The organism is Desulfosoma caldarium (genome assembly GCF_003751385.1).
GTDB lineage: Bacteria > Desulfobacterota > Syntrophobacteria > Syntrophobacterales > DSM-9756 > Desulfosoma > Desulfosoma caldarium.
The window spans coordinates 127,570-143,236 of record NZ_RJVA01000016.1 but is presented as its reverse complement, the minus strand read 5'-3'; the positions used below and the strand labels follow the sequence as shown (position 1 = coordinate 143,236).

Annotated in this window: 8 protein-coding genes and 1 CRISPR repeat array (1 of these 9 cut by a window edge); of the genes, 1 reads left to right on the top strand and 7 read right to left on the bottom strand. The window is 57.1% G+C overall.

Going from position 1 to position 15,667, the window contains the following annotated elements:
- Positions 1 to 1,782: a CRISPR direct-repeat array (repeat unit 37 nt; unit sequence GATTTCCGAGGCTTTACCGCCTCGGCCCCATTGAAGC) (it extends 4,472 nt beyond the left edge of the window).
- Positions 1,783 to 2,247: 465 nt separating this feature from the next.
- On the top strand, positions 2,248 to 3,150 hold the full coding sequence (locus EDC27_RS15075) for a hypothetical protein (RefSeq protein WP_123291456.1): 903 nt from the start codon (positions 2,248 to 2,250) through the stop codon (positions 3,148 to 3,150).
- Between the two features lie 1,242 nt (positions 3,151 to 4,392).
- Here EDC27_RS15075 and EDC27_RS16130 read toward each other — a convergent pair.
- The 7 genes from EDC27_RS16130 to recN all read right to left on the bottom strand — a co-directional run bounded on the left by EDC27_RS16130 (position 4,393) and on the right by recN (position 15,551).
- Complete coding sequence (locus EDC27_RS16130) at positions 4,393 to 4,542, bottom strand: hypothetical protein (protein ID WP_170161860.1); 150 nt, start codon at positions 4,540 to 4,542, stop codon at positions 4,393 to 4,395.
- Positions 4,543 to 4,839: 297 nt separating this feature from the next.
- Entirely contained in the window at positions 4,840 to 7,407 is a 2,568-nt protein-coding gene (locus tag EDC27_RS15070) for a cellulose synthase subunit BcsC-related outer membrane protein (protein WP_123291455.1), read from the bottom strand.
- Between the two features lie 25 nt (positions 7,408 to 7,432).
- Positions 7,433 to 8,053: a tetratricopeptide repeat protein gene (locus EDC27_RS15065; RefSeq protein ID WP_170161859.1), complete on the bottom strand. Its 621-nt coding sequence runs from the start codon at positions 8,051 to 8,053 to the stop codon at positions 7,433 to 7,435.
- 25 nt (positions 8,054 to 8,078) lie between these two features.
- Positions 8,079 to 9,128 carry a glycosyl hydrolase family 8 gene (locus tag EDC27_RS15060; RefSeq protein WP_148045791.1) on the bottom strand — a complete coding sequence of 350 codons (1,050 nt, stop codon included), beginning with the start codon at positions 9,126 to 9,128 and terminating at the stop codon, positions 8,079 to 8,081.
- Entirely contained in the window at positions 9,118 to 11,406 is a 2,289-nt protein-coding gene (locus tag EDC27_RS15055; RefSeq protein ID WP_123291452.1) for a cellulose biosynthesis cyclic di-GMP-binding regulatory protein BcsB, read from the bottom strand. Before EDC27_RS15055 ends, EDC27_RS15060 begins: the two co-directional genes overlap by 11 nt.
- On the bottom strand, positions 11,367 to 13,712 hold the full coding sequence (locus EDC27_RS15050) for a glycosyltransferase family 2 protein (RefSeq protein WP_123291451.1): 2,346 nt from the start codon (positions 13,710 to 13,712) through the stop codon (positions 11,367 to 11,369). Before EDC27_RS15050 ends, EDC27_RS15055 begins: the two co-directional genes overlap by 40 nt.
- A gap of 138 nt (positions 13,713 to 13,850) precedes the next feature.
- Complete coding sequence (gene recN, locus EDC27_RS15045) at positions 13,851 to 15,551, bottom strand: DNA repair protein RecN (RefSeq protein ID WP_123291496.1); 1,701 nt, start codon at positions 15,549 to 15,551, stop codon at positions 13,851 to 13,853.
- Between the last annotated feature and the right edge of the window lie 116 nt (positions 15,552 to 15,667).

Below are 15,667 nucleotides of genomic sequence, written 5' to 3'. Positions count from 1 at the left end.
TTTACCGCCTCGGCCCCATTGAAGCCAGCCTGTTGTGCCCGAAATCGCCTAACTTGATCGAGGATTTCCGAGGCTTTACCGCCTCGGCCCCATTGAAGCTCGCCTGGCGCCTGCGTGCTGATGGCAATAAGCAAGATTTCCGAGGCTTTACCGCCTCGGCCCCATTGAAGCCTCGCGCTGCCGTCGCCAGCGCAGGAGGCCTGTGATCGATTTCCGAGGCTTTACCGCCTCGGCCCCATTGAAGCATCTGCTGCTTCAATGGCCTTTTCTTGCTGCTCGATGATTTCCGAGGCTTTACCGCCTCGGCCCCATTGAAGCAAAACGTTGTATCCACCCACGTGGTCCACAACATACCGAGATTTCCGAGGCTTTACCGCCTCGGCCCCATTGAAGCAGGAAATGACCGGTGCCAAACCTTTCATTGACGTTGGATTTCCGAGGCTTTACCGCCTCGGCCCCATTGAAGCACTTACTTTGATGAACAGGCATTGTTAGACCTTTACACGATTTCCGAGGCTTTACCGCCTCGGCCCCATTGAAGCAGCAGATTGAACCTATCGTTCGTGTTCACGAGTCTAGATTTCCGAGGCTTTACCGCCTCGGCCCCATTGAAGCTATCGTGCCGTGCAGGCCATTCATGACGGTTTTGATGATTTCCGAGGCTTTACCGCCTCGGCCCCATTGAAGCTTCGTACGGCACTTCAGGCTCGGCCGCTTGCTGAGCCTGATTTCCGAGGCTTTACCGCCTCGGCCCCATTGAAGCTGTCCTTAAGCAACATCGGGCTGAACTGGTCGGGAAATTTCCGAGGCTTTACCGCCTCGGCCCCATTGAAGCATCAAGCGACTGACCGGAGGCGATACCATATCGGCGATTTCCGAGGCTTTACCGCCTCGGCCCCATTGAAGCTCAAAACAGAGCCAAATCCAAATCCAAATTCAAATCGATTTCCGAGGCTTTACCGCCTCGGCCCCATTGAAGCATCAAGAAATCTTGCGTGACGGCGGATTCAAGTATGGATTTCCGAGGCTTTACCGCCTCGGCCCCATTGAAGCCGACTCCTCGGCGACACAGAGACAATCTTGCTGCAGCGATTTCCGAGGCTTTACCGCCTCGGCCCCATTGAAGCTCATCAATTGTGACTACCGATTCCACTTCCGTGGTGATTTCCGAGGCTTTACCGCCTCGGCCCCATTGAAGCTCCCTAGCTTTTCGCTATTTCTACCCCCAAAAAGCGATTTCCGAGGCTTTACCGCCTCGGCCCCATTGAAGCCTTTTCTTCTGGAAGGAGACGGCAAGGATGAGCTAAGATTTCCGAGGCTTTACCGCCTCGGCCCCATTGAAGCGCCAAAGGTATACTTGAGTAAAACTCCTCTCTTAAAGATTTCCGAGGCTTTACCGCCTCGGCCCCATTGAAGCGCCTGCAGCAACCGCATGACACTAGCCCGCAAGAAGATTTCCGAGGCTTTACCGCCTCGGCCCCATTGAAGGTTGGTCAAACCGATAGACTCAACGCGGCGAACAAAAGATTTCCGAGGCTTTACCGCCTCGGCCCCATTGAAGCTCGCCATGGTTGCACCTCCGTCGTTTGTGTTGTCGCATTTCCGAGGCTTTACCGCCTCGGCCCCATTGAAGCAGCACTGAGCCGAGGAACCCGCAAACAATAGCAAAGAGGATTTCCGAGGCTTTACCGCCTCGGCCCCATTGAAGCCGTAACTCTTCTCCAACAATGCGATTTTTCTCCTCCGATTTCCGAGGCTTTAACGCCTCGGCCCCATTGAAGCATCATAGTCCCAATGGGCCGAATGAATTTGGCGACAGGATGATTAAAGCCATTTTGATCGGGAATTCACGCTGATTCTGGCGACGATTTCTGAGACTGCTCGCCTATCTACTCCGTGGGATGGATGGCATCCTCACTTGTCCTCAAAAGATGCTCTCCAGCGCTGGTACTACAACGCCCCTATGCGCAACGCTGCACCATATTGAAACACGCACGGCGCCTCTTCCTGGCCTCCATCGCGTTGGTCATCAACGACAGGGATCTATCCACTGTCGCGCCGGAAGGCTTGCGCGTCTTGTCAAACCATATTAGACTCGAAAACTGCGTTGGTATGCGCACGATCCCGGTGGTGGGCGCTCAACGTGGACCATCGGTCATGCGTGCGCCGGGAGGCTCCTCGCTTTAACGGAATGTCGTCACGTCGATGGTATTTATCGGAACACACCTCAACGAAAGGAAGCAGACCATGGAACGTTACAAGATCTCACGACTAATTATTGCCTCTGTTTTTGCCATCTCAGTCGTGCTCGGCGGAATGACATTCTGTCCGTTTTCTCATGCAGCCCAAGATGGCTATTTGAGCGATGAGGAAGTGCGCTTTGGGGCAGCCATGCTATTGCTTTGGGCGAAACCTAAGGTTGCTGAGGCGACCTGGGCCATCTCGAATGCTTACCAGACGGAGATTAACGTACAGCCATTACTCGATTATTTGGCCATGCCGGGGGCAGCATTTATTCCAGGTCTACAATCGATCTATGAGGCGAATCAAGGTCTTGTTGTCCAGGCTGCGGCTGTGGAAACCGTCTTTGGCGACGATGCATCAGAAGGCATGTTAGACTCACTTTTCGCCGAAACACTTGACCCCATTGTCTCCTACATCGACTCTATGAGAAAAGACCCACTCACTATCAATACTTTCGACTGGGATGAGTGTAAAGATGATGATGATGAATGTTTTGAGTACGGAATCAAAGAGGAGCTGGCCGATGTATGCATGACAACCCTTGCCTTGTTCCCGGCTTTTGAATCCTTCCAAATAGCTCCCGAATCGGGTGGCGTTCTTTACGGAACCTCGGGAACTGATGTGCTGGTGTCGCGCGGCGATACCTCACTTCATGGAGGTCCGGGCGTTGACGCCTTTGTCGTCGGATGGAGCGGTCACATGACGATTGATGATTTTTCCCCCGAAGACAAACTCATTTTTCCGGCGGAGTTTTTTGGGGACACGCTGGAAGAGATTGTCTCTAAATTGACGGTCGCTGTAGATACTCCAGAGGGGCTGTATTTTGAATTTTTCAGCGACGGTCTTGTGAAAATTACACTCAGAAACGTCCACGACATCGATGCCTTTCAGGTCATTGCCTACTGATAGAGTAAGGAAAAAGGCGATGAAATGAATCCGTCACAATGCTTAATCGAAAGTGCCTCTATTCCCTTTCCATTTCCTTGAGGCTCTAAGCCATGGGTGGGTCGCGCACCAATCGAGATAGGGGACCATGCTCGGGGGAGGGTAGGGCCGCGAGCCGCCCGTCAGAGGGCGTTTTGGTCGTGGATGTGTTCACTCGTCCGTGCCGGTAGGATCTGAACCCTTCGGGCGCGAGCCAAGACAGCTCGGCGTTCTGCTTCATAAGCGGGCCGCCGCGCATGTCATCATTCCATAAACGCCCCGCCACGAAGCGGCCTTAAGCCGGCCGTTGACGCGGCGGGGCGCGCCTCGGCGCGCCGCGCAGAGTGGACGCAGCCCTGGTCGCAAACTCATTGACACATTGAACAATTGTTCTGCCCGCCCTAAGGGGGCGGCTCGAACGTGGGTTTTATCCACCGGGTGCCACGGGCACCCCGTGACGAGGGAAAAGCACCTCAGAATACCGCACGGCTTCCGCACGATAGCGCATCACGTGGCCTGCGCCGGTTCAGGCGTCTTCGGTTCCTTGAACATTGGCCAGAGACCGCAGATGTTGGCCTTCTGGATGCCCTGATTCGTCACGGAGGCACCTCGCACGAAAAAGGAAAAAGCCGGCTCGGCTCACTTCGTGCATCCCCATGAAAACCGGGAGGCTGCGCGGAGAGTCGTTTGTTTGCTGTGAAGGGCTCTCACGCCACGGCGCTTTCATTCATGGTGAATGTTCCCCTGTGGCGCACCGGAACGGCCACCACCATCGGCCGGTTCTGCTTCAAGACCGCACGAAAATGGCGCTACACCGGCGACGCCAGCCTTGAGTTTTGGCCGCGTCGCACGCTACTTCCGGCATGCGCAAGCCGCTGCTTCCATGGCAGCACTCCGTGCGCTCGTTTCTCTTTGCCGGCCAAAAGATCCTTAAAGCATCGCCCACAACCCGGCGCCGACCCCCATGGCGGTACCGGCAATCCCCGGTTTCCAACTCATGGCTGCGCCACGGCCTCAACCCAACACCGAGCTTTGCCTCCACCAAGGGTAAACACAGCACGGCCTTCCATGGGGCTGCCAATTCCAGGACAATGCGTCCCGTTCCCGTCGATCCTCAAAGAGATGTGGCCTTAGGCAACAGCTGCCCACGCCGCCTTGCAATGACCATTAGATGTGGAATCGATCCTTTTGCCCGGGGCCGTAACCGGCCTCGAAAACCGGCACTCAATGGGTCTTGAGCGCTTCCTTGACCTTTTTCGCCAGGACCGTCCGCACAAAGTTCAAGGCGGCCTCCGAGTCGGCATCCATGTCCATGCGGATCACTTCCTGAGCTTCATCCGGGCTCAACGTTAAAACAATGGGTTTCAGTCTCATGGATTCCTCCTCGCAGCACACGGCGCATCGTTCCGCGCCCAGGCGCGGGTCGCGCCCCAAAAACGTCGTCGGCGCCGCCTTCCCAACGAAAACCTCCCCTTCACCAATCCTTCGTTTCCCCTTGTGTCTGGAGCGCCACAGAAAACGTCACGCTGGATTGTGAAATGCTCCCCTCCATACCCCAGCCGGCGAAAGAAAGCCAACACCTTGCAGGGCCCCGCATAAACGGACAGCTGCAGAAGTTCCCCGACTTCGTGCGCGAGAGCTTCGGTCCCCACAAGCCCCTTGGATTATCGCCTAACGATCGGCGGCGTGAAAGAAGGCGTCATAGCGATGGGTCGTGCGGCCCAAAGTGGTGTGCGCTTTAAAGAACCATGTGAGGGCGGCTCCGGCAGACCAGCGCGTGTAGCCGGAAGACTTGTCCACGTCCATGTGCACGCCCACGGCCCACCGTGGCGCCACAAGCCGTGCGACCTTAAAGGATCCCGAATACCCCAGCCCGGAAAATCGGTCTTCGGCATAGCGTTCCGGCCGATCTTTTCGAGGATAGACGGGGCTTTTTTCGGTTTTGTAGTAAAGATAACCGGCCGATGCCTGAACATTTAGCCACCACGGTTGGTCCTCATGGGTTTGAAAGCGAGCGGTCGGACCCGCCATAACGAAAACGGACGGGCTGAAATAGCCACCATGGCCCAAGGTGTAAAAGTCGCTGTTGCGATCATAGCGGGCCGCCGAAACAAACCCGCCCAGGGAAACGACCCCGGCCTTTTTCGAAAAATTTCGCCCCATGCTCGCATCACCCGTGACGGCAAAGTTCTGCCACACGCCCTTGCCCCCGTAATGGTCGGCCCCGAGCCGCACGGTGGACCAGACGTCTTGAGGCCATGACCGGCTGTAGGCCACGGAACCACCCGTTCGAAGCACTCGGCCCCAGGTTTTCTGCGAATAGGGATCGCGCTGGCCGATCCATGAAAGAAGCGAATCTTCTACGGATATTCGGTGCGCTTCCAGTCGCCATCGAGGCTGCGACACTTCCAGAGCCACGGTGGGCTTCGAATTCACCGGCCCATTCAGCGGGGTCAATCCCGCTTCCACTCGAACATTCCAGGCGCCCTCTTTCACGTAAACCACAGAAGGCGACACCACCCACCGGGATGTGACCCACCGCAACGGCTGAAAAGCCCTCCCATTGGAAAGCCCGAAAGAACCCACAAAGGGCTTTTGCCCGGGATCGTCGGTGTCCAGATGAATCCCTTCCACCTGGAAGGTCCACAGGGACGCCGAGTCCGTCGGAAGTGCCACGCGCCAGGGCAGTCGAAAGGTTTTTAGTCGAGATGTGCCGTCATCCCCCGACCGACTCATGAAGGAAGCTTCCAGCGTGCTCCACCCAGAAGCGTCCTGTGCTCCGTGCGGAGCGGCCAAAGCCGCCTGCATCTCCTTTCCGGTTCTCTGAAAATGCTCCACGGCCACCTGCCGAAGAAAGGCATCCTCCTTTCGGCTGAGATCTTTGGTCACATCATGGGCCTCGACAAATCGGCCGGAACGCTCAAGAGAAAGGAGCAGCCCTTGGGCAGCGTTCGGTTCCACAGCCACATTCAAAGCTTTTCGAAAAGCGTTCGCCGCGTCGCTGAAACGCCCCTGTTCCAGAAGCACCCAACCCAACGCCCGCCACGGGGCACCGTCTTCCGCTTGAAGCTCCGCCGCCCGCCGATAGGACGCCTCCGCCCCCTCAAGGTCCATGGCCCTCTGACGCTGAGCGCCTTCTTCCATGTGCAAGCGAAACAGGGCGCTTTGCCCCTCTTTCGTCAAGGGTGGGGCCAAAGCCTCCAGCACTCGGTGCGCCTCATGGAAATTTTTCTGGGCCATGTACGCATGGGCAAGGCCCAGCACGGCGTCTTCCCGGTCGGGGTGAAGGCGGTGAAGTCGCGAAAAAAGCGATTCCGCTTCCGAAAATCGGCCCGCATGGTAGGCATGCCAGCCCAGTTTGAGCAGCGCGTCGGGATCGTCGGGGTCTCGTTGCAGAATTTCTCGCGCCACGGATTCCGTCTCCTCGGCCCCATCGGTAAGGGCAAAGAGCTTACGCCGCAAGGCTTCCGTTTCCAATGCCGCAAGACCTTCCCGGTATGAAGCAGGAACCTTTGGACGCTCTTTTTCCCAACGCAGCCTCGCCAGCACGTCGTCCGTCGGCATGAGTTCCAGCAGCTCGGCGTACACGCCCAGACGAAGGGCATACCGGTAGGTCGTGCAATCCAATAGCTTTTCCTGAATCCGCCGCGCCTGACCCACCTCTCCCTTTCGCCGCAGGGCCTGAGCCACCTCAAAGAAAGCCTCAGGAGCAATACAGCGGCGCAGCGCCTTCGTGTTTTTTTCCACAAACCGGGCCACAGCTTCTACGCTTTCGGCGTCACGGGCCGCTGCCGCTTCCCTTCGAATTCGCTCTTGAAAAAGGTTTCTTTGAACGCGCGCAACGTCTCGACGGTATTGCGCGATCCATTTTTCCGTATCCTTCGTGTGGTACCCTTGGTCATGAAGGTCTTTCACAAGGGCTGCCGCTTCGGTGCGCCTTTTCAGGCGATCCAGGCAAAGAGCCATGCCCCATTGGGCTTCCTGGCGAAGCGACAGAGTCTCACTGCTATGTCTGACGTCTTCAAACAAAGCCAGCGCCTTTTCGTAACGCCCCTCACGAAAATGCCACCAGGCAATTTGCAGCGACGCTCGATCACGCACGCCGGCCACTTCCTGTTCCTGAGCAGCCGCCAGGACCGTTCCAATCGTATCGTGGGACGACACCATGACGTCGAAAGCGCAAAGGCACCCGGTCCAGCTCAACCACACCGCCACAGCACGGAGCAACGTTCGCCTCATGAGTTTTCCCCGCAGGCACAGGATTTCAGGGAAGGAGCGGAAGATACTTTTCGGCTTCTTCGTAGCGTTTCAGCGCCAAAAGGGTTTCCACCAGAGCCGGTACGGTCTCTTGAAGCCGAACGCCTTGAGTGACCATGTCTTCCAAAAGGTGCGCCGCTTCGCTCGGGCGATCCAATCGAATCATGCAATAGGCCAATCCCAACCGGGATTCCTCGACCACACTCGGCACTTTTTCTTCTCGCGCCAGAGCCTTAAACAGCGCGGCGGCTTCCTGATACCGGCCTTGATTGTAGTGGCCCCACGCAATGGTCAACTTGAGGCGGGCAACGTCCAAAGGAGATCCAAAAAGTCCCGTTTCTGAAGGCGTCTGCTCAACCCTCGCCGCCGAGCGCGACGACTCAGCCGACGTCGCGTTCGCTGCCGTTGGGACGGCCAGGGGTTTCGGCATCAAGAGGTGCGCCTGATTGCTCTTTTCCACGTGAATCAGGGCCGCTTGGTTTGATTCCTGCGCCGAAGCCTCTAATGTTCCTGAAAGCCCCAACGCGAGGATCAGCGCCGGCACAAAGACCCGTCGAACCCACGTGCGGCATCGAGCGCCCGGGCATGAGCCCACCCCATCCTTTCCACGCCAAAGGATAAAAACCATGCGGTTTCTCATGGATCTTTTCACTTCATGGGCCCTCCAAAGCCCGGTGGCTCAGAAGATACAAGGTCGCCGAGTAGTAGTCGTCCTTTTCCCGTTCCACTTTTTCACGGGCTTGGTTCCAGAGCTTTTCGGCCGTTTGGAAACGGTTTAACCTCTGAGCCGCGGCGGCCCACACGGCATAAAACCCTGCAGGCGCTGGCGAAAGGGACACGGCAGGTTCTAACACATTCACCCACAGGGGCAGAAACCCCGTCTTGTCAAACCAATCCAGGACCATGGACCATGGCTGCAGGGCGTTCGGTCGATCCGCCCACGCCAAGTACAGGGGCACTCGAATGGCTTCGTAGCCGAAGCGAGAACTCCGTTTTTGAAATACATCGAGCCCGTCCGGATTCATCAAAATCCAGTCGGGCGGCAGGTTCCAGGGACCGCGGCGCGCTCGATGCGTTAGGTCCATGCCGCCTTCGAGAAGACGGTTCCAGATGGGGTCGTTGTCGTATCGAGCCAGGGCTTGCAGGGCGGGGTAGACATAGTAGGAGGGGTTCAGCACCAAGCCGTCCGGCTCCGCAAACCCATAGTAGCCTGGGAGAAGCACGGGAACATTCTGCACGTTTGCCACCAGGTGCTTCTTGATGTCGCGCGCCAACTCCAAAGCCTGCGATCGGTACGGCTCGTCGTGCCAGCGTTCAAAAGCCTTGAGAAGTCCGTAGAGGACCAGCAGGTCGCCGTCCGTGGCGTTGTTCAAATCCACCACAGCCCATTGTCCGTTGGGCCGCTGTCCCCAAGCCCAGGCCAGAAGGCGGTCCGATCCTCGCACCTGCAGGTTGTCTCGAGTCCACTGCCAAATGCGTTCAAAACCCGGCCGGTCATCGGCGGAAACGGCGAGAATCAAGCCGTATCCTTGCCCTTCGGAATGGCTCATCTGCCCATTGCCTCGGTCTATGATTCGGCCGTCCGGGCTGATAAAGCGATCCTTATAGGCATTCCACAGTTTGCGGTCCAAAGCCCACCCTTCTTGGACCGATCCCGTCCAGAGAGTGGCCAGCATAAGGAGCCAAGCCATTCTACGATGCACTCAGTCGCCTCCGGCGAATCCGTTTAAGCATGAGGTACACGAGGTAACTCACAAGAGCCAGCGCCACAAGGACCGACAAGGCGAAGGCCCACGGGTACCTGTAAACAAAAAAGTCTAATCGGGTCAACGGCGTCAGGGTTCCCACCCGGTATGGAGTACTGACCCGAAGACTATCCACACGGGTCTTTGAGCCGTCCCAGCTCAGCAGAGCCAGATCCCCTCGACAGGCTCCCTGGGTTTCAAACTCCCACAGAGACCGGGCCGCCCGTGCCATGACCGATGCATCTTGGGCCGTGAGCACCAGAAGCGTTCGGTCGGATGTGCCGGGCAAACGGTATTCCATCAAGGCGGCTCGATGAGGTGAAAGACCTCCGGTTTGCTTCGTGAGCGCCAAGCGCCCCTGCGACGTTTCTTGAATCGGCGTGGTGCGACCCAGCAGACGCCGTAACCGCTCATTGATCCATCCATCCTGCTGGGATGCGATGCTTGCCGGCGGAGATGGCACCGGATAAGCGGCGCCAACGGGCGACACCAATTGATACGGTGCCGACTCGAGCAGTTTCCCGGGAAGAGCGTTCAATGGAGCGACGGCCAAAACGTTCACCGCAGGGTTTTGTGGCAGGCGATCCCAAACCTGCAAGCCCAGGGGAGGGTAACCCACTTTCTGGCTCATGAGCGCCACCAGGTTGATGGCCGCTTCCACGGAAGCGAAATCCCCACGAGGTATCCACAGGGCGGCTTCCCGCCCGTCCGGATGCCGTGCAAAGGGAAAACCGTCCTTGAAAAAGAGTTCCAGATCGGGAAGTTCCGCCCAGTGGGAAATCCCGGGCACATGAAATGTGGAGTCATCAAAGACGGTGAGCAACAGATGATTCGTCTGAATGAGGGTGCACTCGCCGGTGATGAGTGGGGTAAGGACGGGATGAAAAGCCAACTCGTTTTCGCCGGGCCTTAAAAGGTAGGTGGGAAAAGAGATACGATAGCCCTGGTAATGCGCCCCCGCCTTTTCATTCAAGGGAATGGAGGAAAAGAACTTGCCGTTGAGAAAGAGCGCCAGCACGGAATCTTTCCGCATACCGGCACTATAGGCTATGTGCAAGGACAACGCGGCGTATTTATGGGGCTTGATGAGAATATCCGACGGCAAGCGGAACCGCAGGATGGACGGAGCCGGCCGGTACCCCTGAAAGGTCACGCTGGAAAAACCCAGGTCCTGAAAAGTGTAGGTGCGGTCCAATTGCAGCATGCCTCTGGCCTCATATGGGCTCACCGACGGTGGCACCACGTCGTGCACCACGGTCATGGGCGTATCCGGAAAGGGAAAAGAAACAAAGGCAAGAGCCTGAAGTGCCTTGGTCAGCGCCGCCTCGTCCGGGCCGCTCACAAGAATCAAAGCATGCGTGGAATCCACCGTCGGTTCCACATCCCCTGTCTCGGCGGGGGACGTCGGCATGGAACGCACTTCCAGGTAGGCCCCTTCGGGGTTTGGTGCCGAGGCCCCCAAGAGTTGAAAAAGAAAATCAGGACTCCCCACCACCAGGTTGTCGCACCCGGGTTTCAAAGTATCGGAAACCGAAAATTCAACGGGCCGATAGGCAAAGCGCAGAGCGACCCCCGACGCGGCCAACATGGCTCTTCGGGCGTCGTCCAGGGACGTAGAGGCCACAACAATGTGAACTCTTTCCGGCCTGGGATTGACCGGATCAAACACCACGGTGGGCAGTGCACTCAACTGTAGCGGCACGGGTTTCAGGGATACAGTCCAGTCCAAGTAGGCTTCGTCCAGTTTGAGGGTGGTCCAGAGTTCCGGAGCGGTTGCGTCTTCGCAGTTCAGCACATAATGCTGGGTGACTTTGAACGAAAGATTGTTGTAGCCGGGGGTCAGCAAATCGGGAGGCAAACGCACGGAAACTTTTCCTTCGGGAGCCTGCGGTTCCAAAACAACCTGGGCCAGAGGATGCCCGTTGAGTTCCACGATGAGCCGTGAATTTTGCCGAAGCAGGGCCGTGGAATTGACGTAGGAAAAGGTCAGCACGGCGTCGTGAACGCGCCACCTTTCGGGAACGGGCAAGCTCACATCAAACCCGCTGTAAGCCCCCTGCAGCTTGTGCACGGATACGGGAACCAGTTGCGGCAGCGGAACACGAAACCGCATGGGCTCGGGTTCTGCGACGGCCCACGCCGTTTGTGTCATAAACGGGCAAAATAGGGCCAGGGCCAAAACCCAGGTGGCCCGCCTCAGGAAGCCTTTGGCTGTCTCTTGAATCCTCGCGTCCATATGAACTCCGCCATCCTCCGACTAAAGAACCCCAACAGTATGCATGTCCCCGCAATTCTTTGAAACGCCTGCCCTATCCCCGCTCTTAATAAAAGGACGTACCCACGCCCCAAGGGCACACGACGGCGCGAAGTGGATTCCCAAAAACGCTGCCATCGTTCGCTGTCCCCGTAAATGAAACCCACGCGGTCTGCAAAAGCCTGAAGGCCGTCGCCTACCCATTGACAACCTACCGTGCATTCTTCTTGGTTCATCATGTGACACGGATCAAGGCGCACAATGCGCAGGGCCAGGCGGTATTCCTTTTGGGAACTGTCCCGTGCACGCAAGGTGAGCGTCTCCCCGAGTCTTAAGGTAGATGCGCTACCGCCGGCCACGCCCAGGCGGACCCCTCCCAACGACAAATCCCTTATGCGCACGGGAACGCTTCGGCCGGTTTCGGATATGAGCTCGGCCGGTTCATCGGTGACCACTCGATGATGACGCCGCCACTGATGCAGTTCCCAAGCAGCACCCAGGCACAGCACAATGATGCCGAGATTATACAAATTCCAAAAAAGACAAATGATGACCACGTCCCGTTCCAGCGGAAGAGTCATCCAGCGGTTAACACCCGCCACCAGGCCCAGAAGAATCAGCAGCAGCATGACGCAGAACGGATAGCCTAGGGGATTGGGGGCATCGGCCCTCAGGTGCCCTCCCTTGGGCGTGACCTTAAATCGAGGCGAGCGCGGATTCTTAAAAGTGGCAAGAATCGCCGGTAAAAGATAGATGCTCTGAACGGTTTCAAAGAATTCGGAAAACAGCGTGTGGCGCACATCGCCGTAAAGGTAATGAGCCGTGAGGGTGGATGCGAAAAGATGTGGCAGGGCATAGGCCATCACCTGAATCACCGACGCGTTGTAGACTCGAAGCCCGAAAAACAGATACGCCAAAGGCGCCAGGAAAAAGACAATGCGAGCCAGGCCGAAAAACCAAAAGAAACAGGAATTGAGGTAGCAAAGTTTCTGCGTGAGGCTTAAGCCTCTGGCCAACAGTGGGTTCTTGAGCAAAAAGATCTGAACCATGCCCTGAGCCCATCGAGAGCGCTGCAAGATGAAGGCGTCAAAGGTTTCTGGGGACAACCCGCAGACCATGGGCCGACGCACATAAACACTGTGATACCCTCGCCGGTGCAGTTCCAAGGCCGTTTCCGCGTCTTCCGTAATGGTTTCCCCTTGAATGCCGCCCACTTCGGCCAGGCATGAACGGCGCATGAGCGCCGCGGAACCGCAAAAAAACGACGCATTCCAGAAATCCAGGCCCAGGTGAACGCGCCGGTAAAACATTTCGTTTTCACCGGGCAAGATGCCGTGAATGCCCAGGTTCTTTTCCACGGGGGTGGGGTTGATGAAAAAATGGGGCGTCTGAACCAGAAAAAGCTTTTCATCGCGCAAGAAGTAGGGGACTGTTCTCGTGAGAAAATCGCGTGTGGGCACGTGGTCGCAGTCCAGAATGAGAATGAGGTCGCTGCAGGTTTGCTGAATGCCCACATTGACGCATGTATAGTTTTGAATGTCCATCTTTTCGGCATCGGCAGAACACAAGCATTGCAGCGCATAATTGATGTTGCCGGCCTTGGCGTGCTCGTTTTCTTCCCGGGTCATGTAGTGCACGCCGATTTCCTGAGCCAGCCTCTGAAGGCGCTCGTGGCGGATTTGTGCGGCCCGGGCTTTTTCCGGGTCCGGGTGGTTTCTTTGAGCCACCGTGCCACCATCGTCCAAAATGTAGATGTTCAATTTGTCTTGAGGGTAATCCAAAAGCGTGCAGGCCACCGCCGTCGTCCGCACGATTTCTTCCGGCTCATTGTAGGTGGGGATGAGAATGTCCACGCTGGGATAACGGGTCGGATCGTCGGGAAGGGTCGGTTCATCCTTTCTTTCCAGTGGCCAAATGTTCACGAAAAGCCCCAAGAAATGGATGCCGATACCATAGGATTCGGCGCCGTAGAGGAGCAGCATTCCCACGCAGTCCCAAGGCCCCGTGTAGCTTAGCGTCTCAAAGGTTCGAAACATCCAGTATCGTAGAGAAAGAAAAGCTCCCAAAAGCAGAATAAACACCCGCAGCGGAACATGGCGTGTTCCTCGGCGAACACAACCCCACAAGACAGCAAAAAAGCCCCAGCCCACTAAAATCTGATCTCGAAGTTCCAGGTAAATGGTCGCCGCGTAGGTGATATAGATCCACAGGACCGCCAAAGCCGTCCACAAAATCCAGCGCTGCCCCCCCTTTGTGTCCATGTTTTCTGACTCAGCGTTCAAGGCCATACCCGGTCGCCTCACAATCTCGTTTCATCAATTAAACCGCAGAGATCAAGATGTGACCCCAACGCCTGTCGACAGTATCGGCCGGTGGAATTGGGAACTTTAAAAAAAAAGGCAGGGTGTGTCAAAGGGATTGCCTTTTCAAAGGCTTGAGTGGTGCGCTCGTTCCAGCCATTCGCGGGCGTGGGCCAGGGTTTTCTCGGTGATGCTCACCCCACCCAGCATGCGGGCCAGTTCCTTGACGCGTTCCTGAGGGCTAAGGCGGGCCATAGCGGTCTGGGTGGTTTGGCCCGTGGTTTGTTTAAGCACGCGGTAATGATGGGTGCCGAAACAGGCGATCTGGGGAAGATGGGTGATGCATAGCACCTGAAAGCGTTCCGAGAGGCGCTGGAGCTGGCGGCCGACAAGTTCCGCCGTGCGTCCTCCGATGCCCGTGTCCACTTCGTCAAAGATCAAGGTTTCTGCTTCGCTCTGACGACTGAGAAGGGTTTTGAGCGCAAGCAGGATGCGGGACAGTTCCCCTCCGGAAGCCACTTTGGCCAAGGCTTTGAGGTCTTCGCCAGGGTTGGCGGACAGCAGGAACTCGACGCGATCGATTCCCTTAGCGGTCACCCGGCCAGCAAAGTCGTTCGCGTCGTCTTTGCTCGGCGCGCAAAAGGCCACATCAAATCGCGCCTCGGGAAGATCGAGGCGGGCCAAAACGTCCTGAACGTCGCCTCGAAGTTTTTCGGCCACCGCCTGTCGTTTTCGGGAAAGGTCTTCGGCCAGTGCGCGCAGCCGCCCCTCGGCCTCAGCCGCTTCTTTGCGCAGCGCCGATTCCTCCCAAGCCACATCGGCATCTTGTCCCAAGGCCTTACGTAGCTCGTCCCGTTTTTGAATCATGTCCGCCACGGTGGGCCCGTACTTTTTGGCCAAACGCCCCAAGACCGCTAAACGATCTTCCACTTCCGCAAGCCGCGCCGGATCGAAGCGAATGCTTCCCGCGTACTGTTGCACCAGAAAACTTAGTTCTTCCGCGTGAATTCGCGCTTGTTCCACGTGCTCCAGCGCCGGCTTTTGCGCCGGATCGATGTGGGCGATGGTTTCCAGATGTTTGGCGATTTCCCCGAGCTTTTCCAAAACCGAACCGTGATCTCGATAAAGAAGCCGGTGCGCGGTTTCGGCTGCGTCATGGAGCGTGGCCGCGTGCTGCAGCCGCTTGCGCTCTGCTTGCAGTTCTTCATCTTCGTGAGGAACAAGCCGAGCGGCTTCCAATTCCTGAAGCTGAAAGCGAAGGAAATCCATCTGCTCTTGCCGTTGCGCCTTCATGCGCTGTAGCCGCTTGAGCGCATCCAGGCGCTGAGTCCATTCGGCGTAGGCCTTGCCCACTTCCGCCACGGTGGCACCCAGGTTTCCGTATTGATCAAGTAGATCCAGATGAATTTCCGGATTCAAAAGAATCTGGTGCTCATGCTGGCCTGAAATGGATATAAGCCCCGTCGCCAGCGCCTGCAGCTGGGCAAGAGTGGCCAGACGCCCGTTGATGAAGACCCGGTTTCTTCCAGAGCGACTCACCGTGCGCTTGATGATCAGTTCTGTGGAAGGTTCCGCATCCAGCCCCCTGAGGCGTGACGCCAAAACGTCCGGGCTTTCAAAGGTAAAGAGGGCTTCCACGGTGGCTTCGTCGGCACCCGTGCGAATCATTTCCTGGGACGCGCGACCGCCCAAAAGTAGGTTCACGGCACCCACCAGAATGGACTTGCCGGCCCCCGTTTCGCCGGTGATCACGGTGAAGCCGGGCTCAAAGGCCACATGAAGGCGAGAAATGATAGCAAAGTTGTGCACCAAGAGTTCACTGAGCACGGAAGACTCTCCCTTGCATGGCTCGGGAAAAACCTTTTTCTAAAACGAGCGGTTTTTGGTAACTTACTGCGCCCTCAACACACAGATCGCCACATTTTTTCCGCAAGGAAGGATTG

Excerpts from the sequence above, each read along its gene's own strand:
- EDC27_RS16130 (WP_170161860.1), bottom strand. The coding sequence starts at position 4,542 with ATGAGACTGAAACCCATTGTTTTAACGTTGAGCCCGGATGAAGCTCAG.
- EDC27_RS15055 (WP_123291452.1), bottom strand. The coding sequence starts at position 11,406 with ATGGACGCGAGGATTCAAGAGACAGCCAAAGGCTTCCTGAGGCGGGCC.
- EDC27_RS15070 (WP_123291455.1), bottom strand. The coding sequence starts at position 7,407 with ATGAGGCGAACGTTGCTCCGTGCTGTGGCGGTGTGGTTGAGCTGGACC.
- EDC27_RS15050 (WP_123291451.1), bottom strand. The coding sequence starts at position 13,712 with ATGGCCTTGAACGCTGAGTCAGAAAACATGGACACAAAGGGGGGGCAG.
- EDC27_RS15075 (WP_123291456.1), top strand. The coding sequence starts at position 2,248 with ATGGAACGTTACAAGATCTCACGACTAATTATTGCCTCTGTTTTTGCC.
- EDC27_RS15065 (WP_170161859.1), bottom strand. The coding sequence starts at position 8,053 with ATGGTTTTTATCCTTTGGCGTGGAAAGGATGGGGTGGGCTCATGCCCG.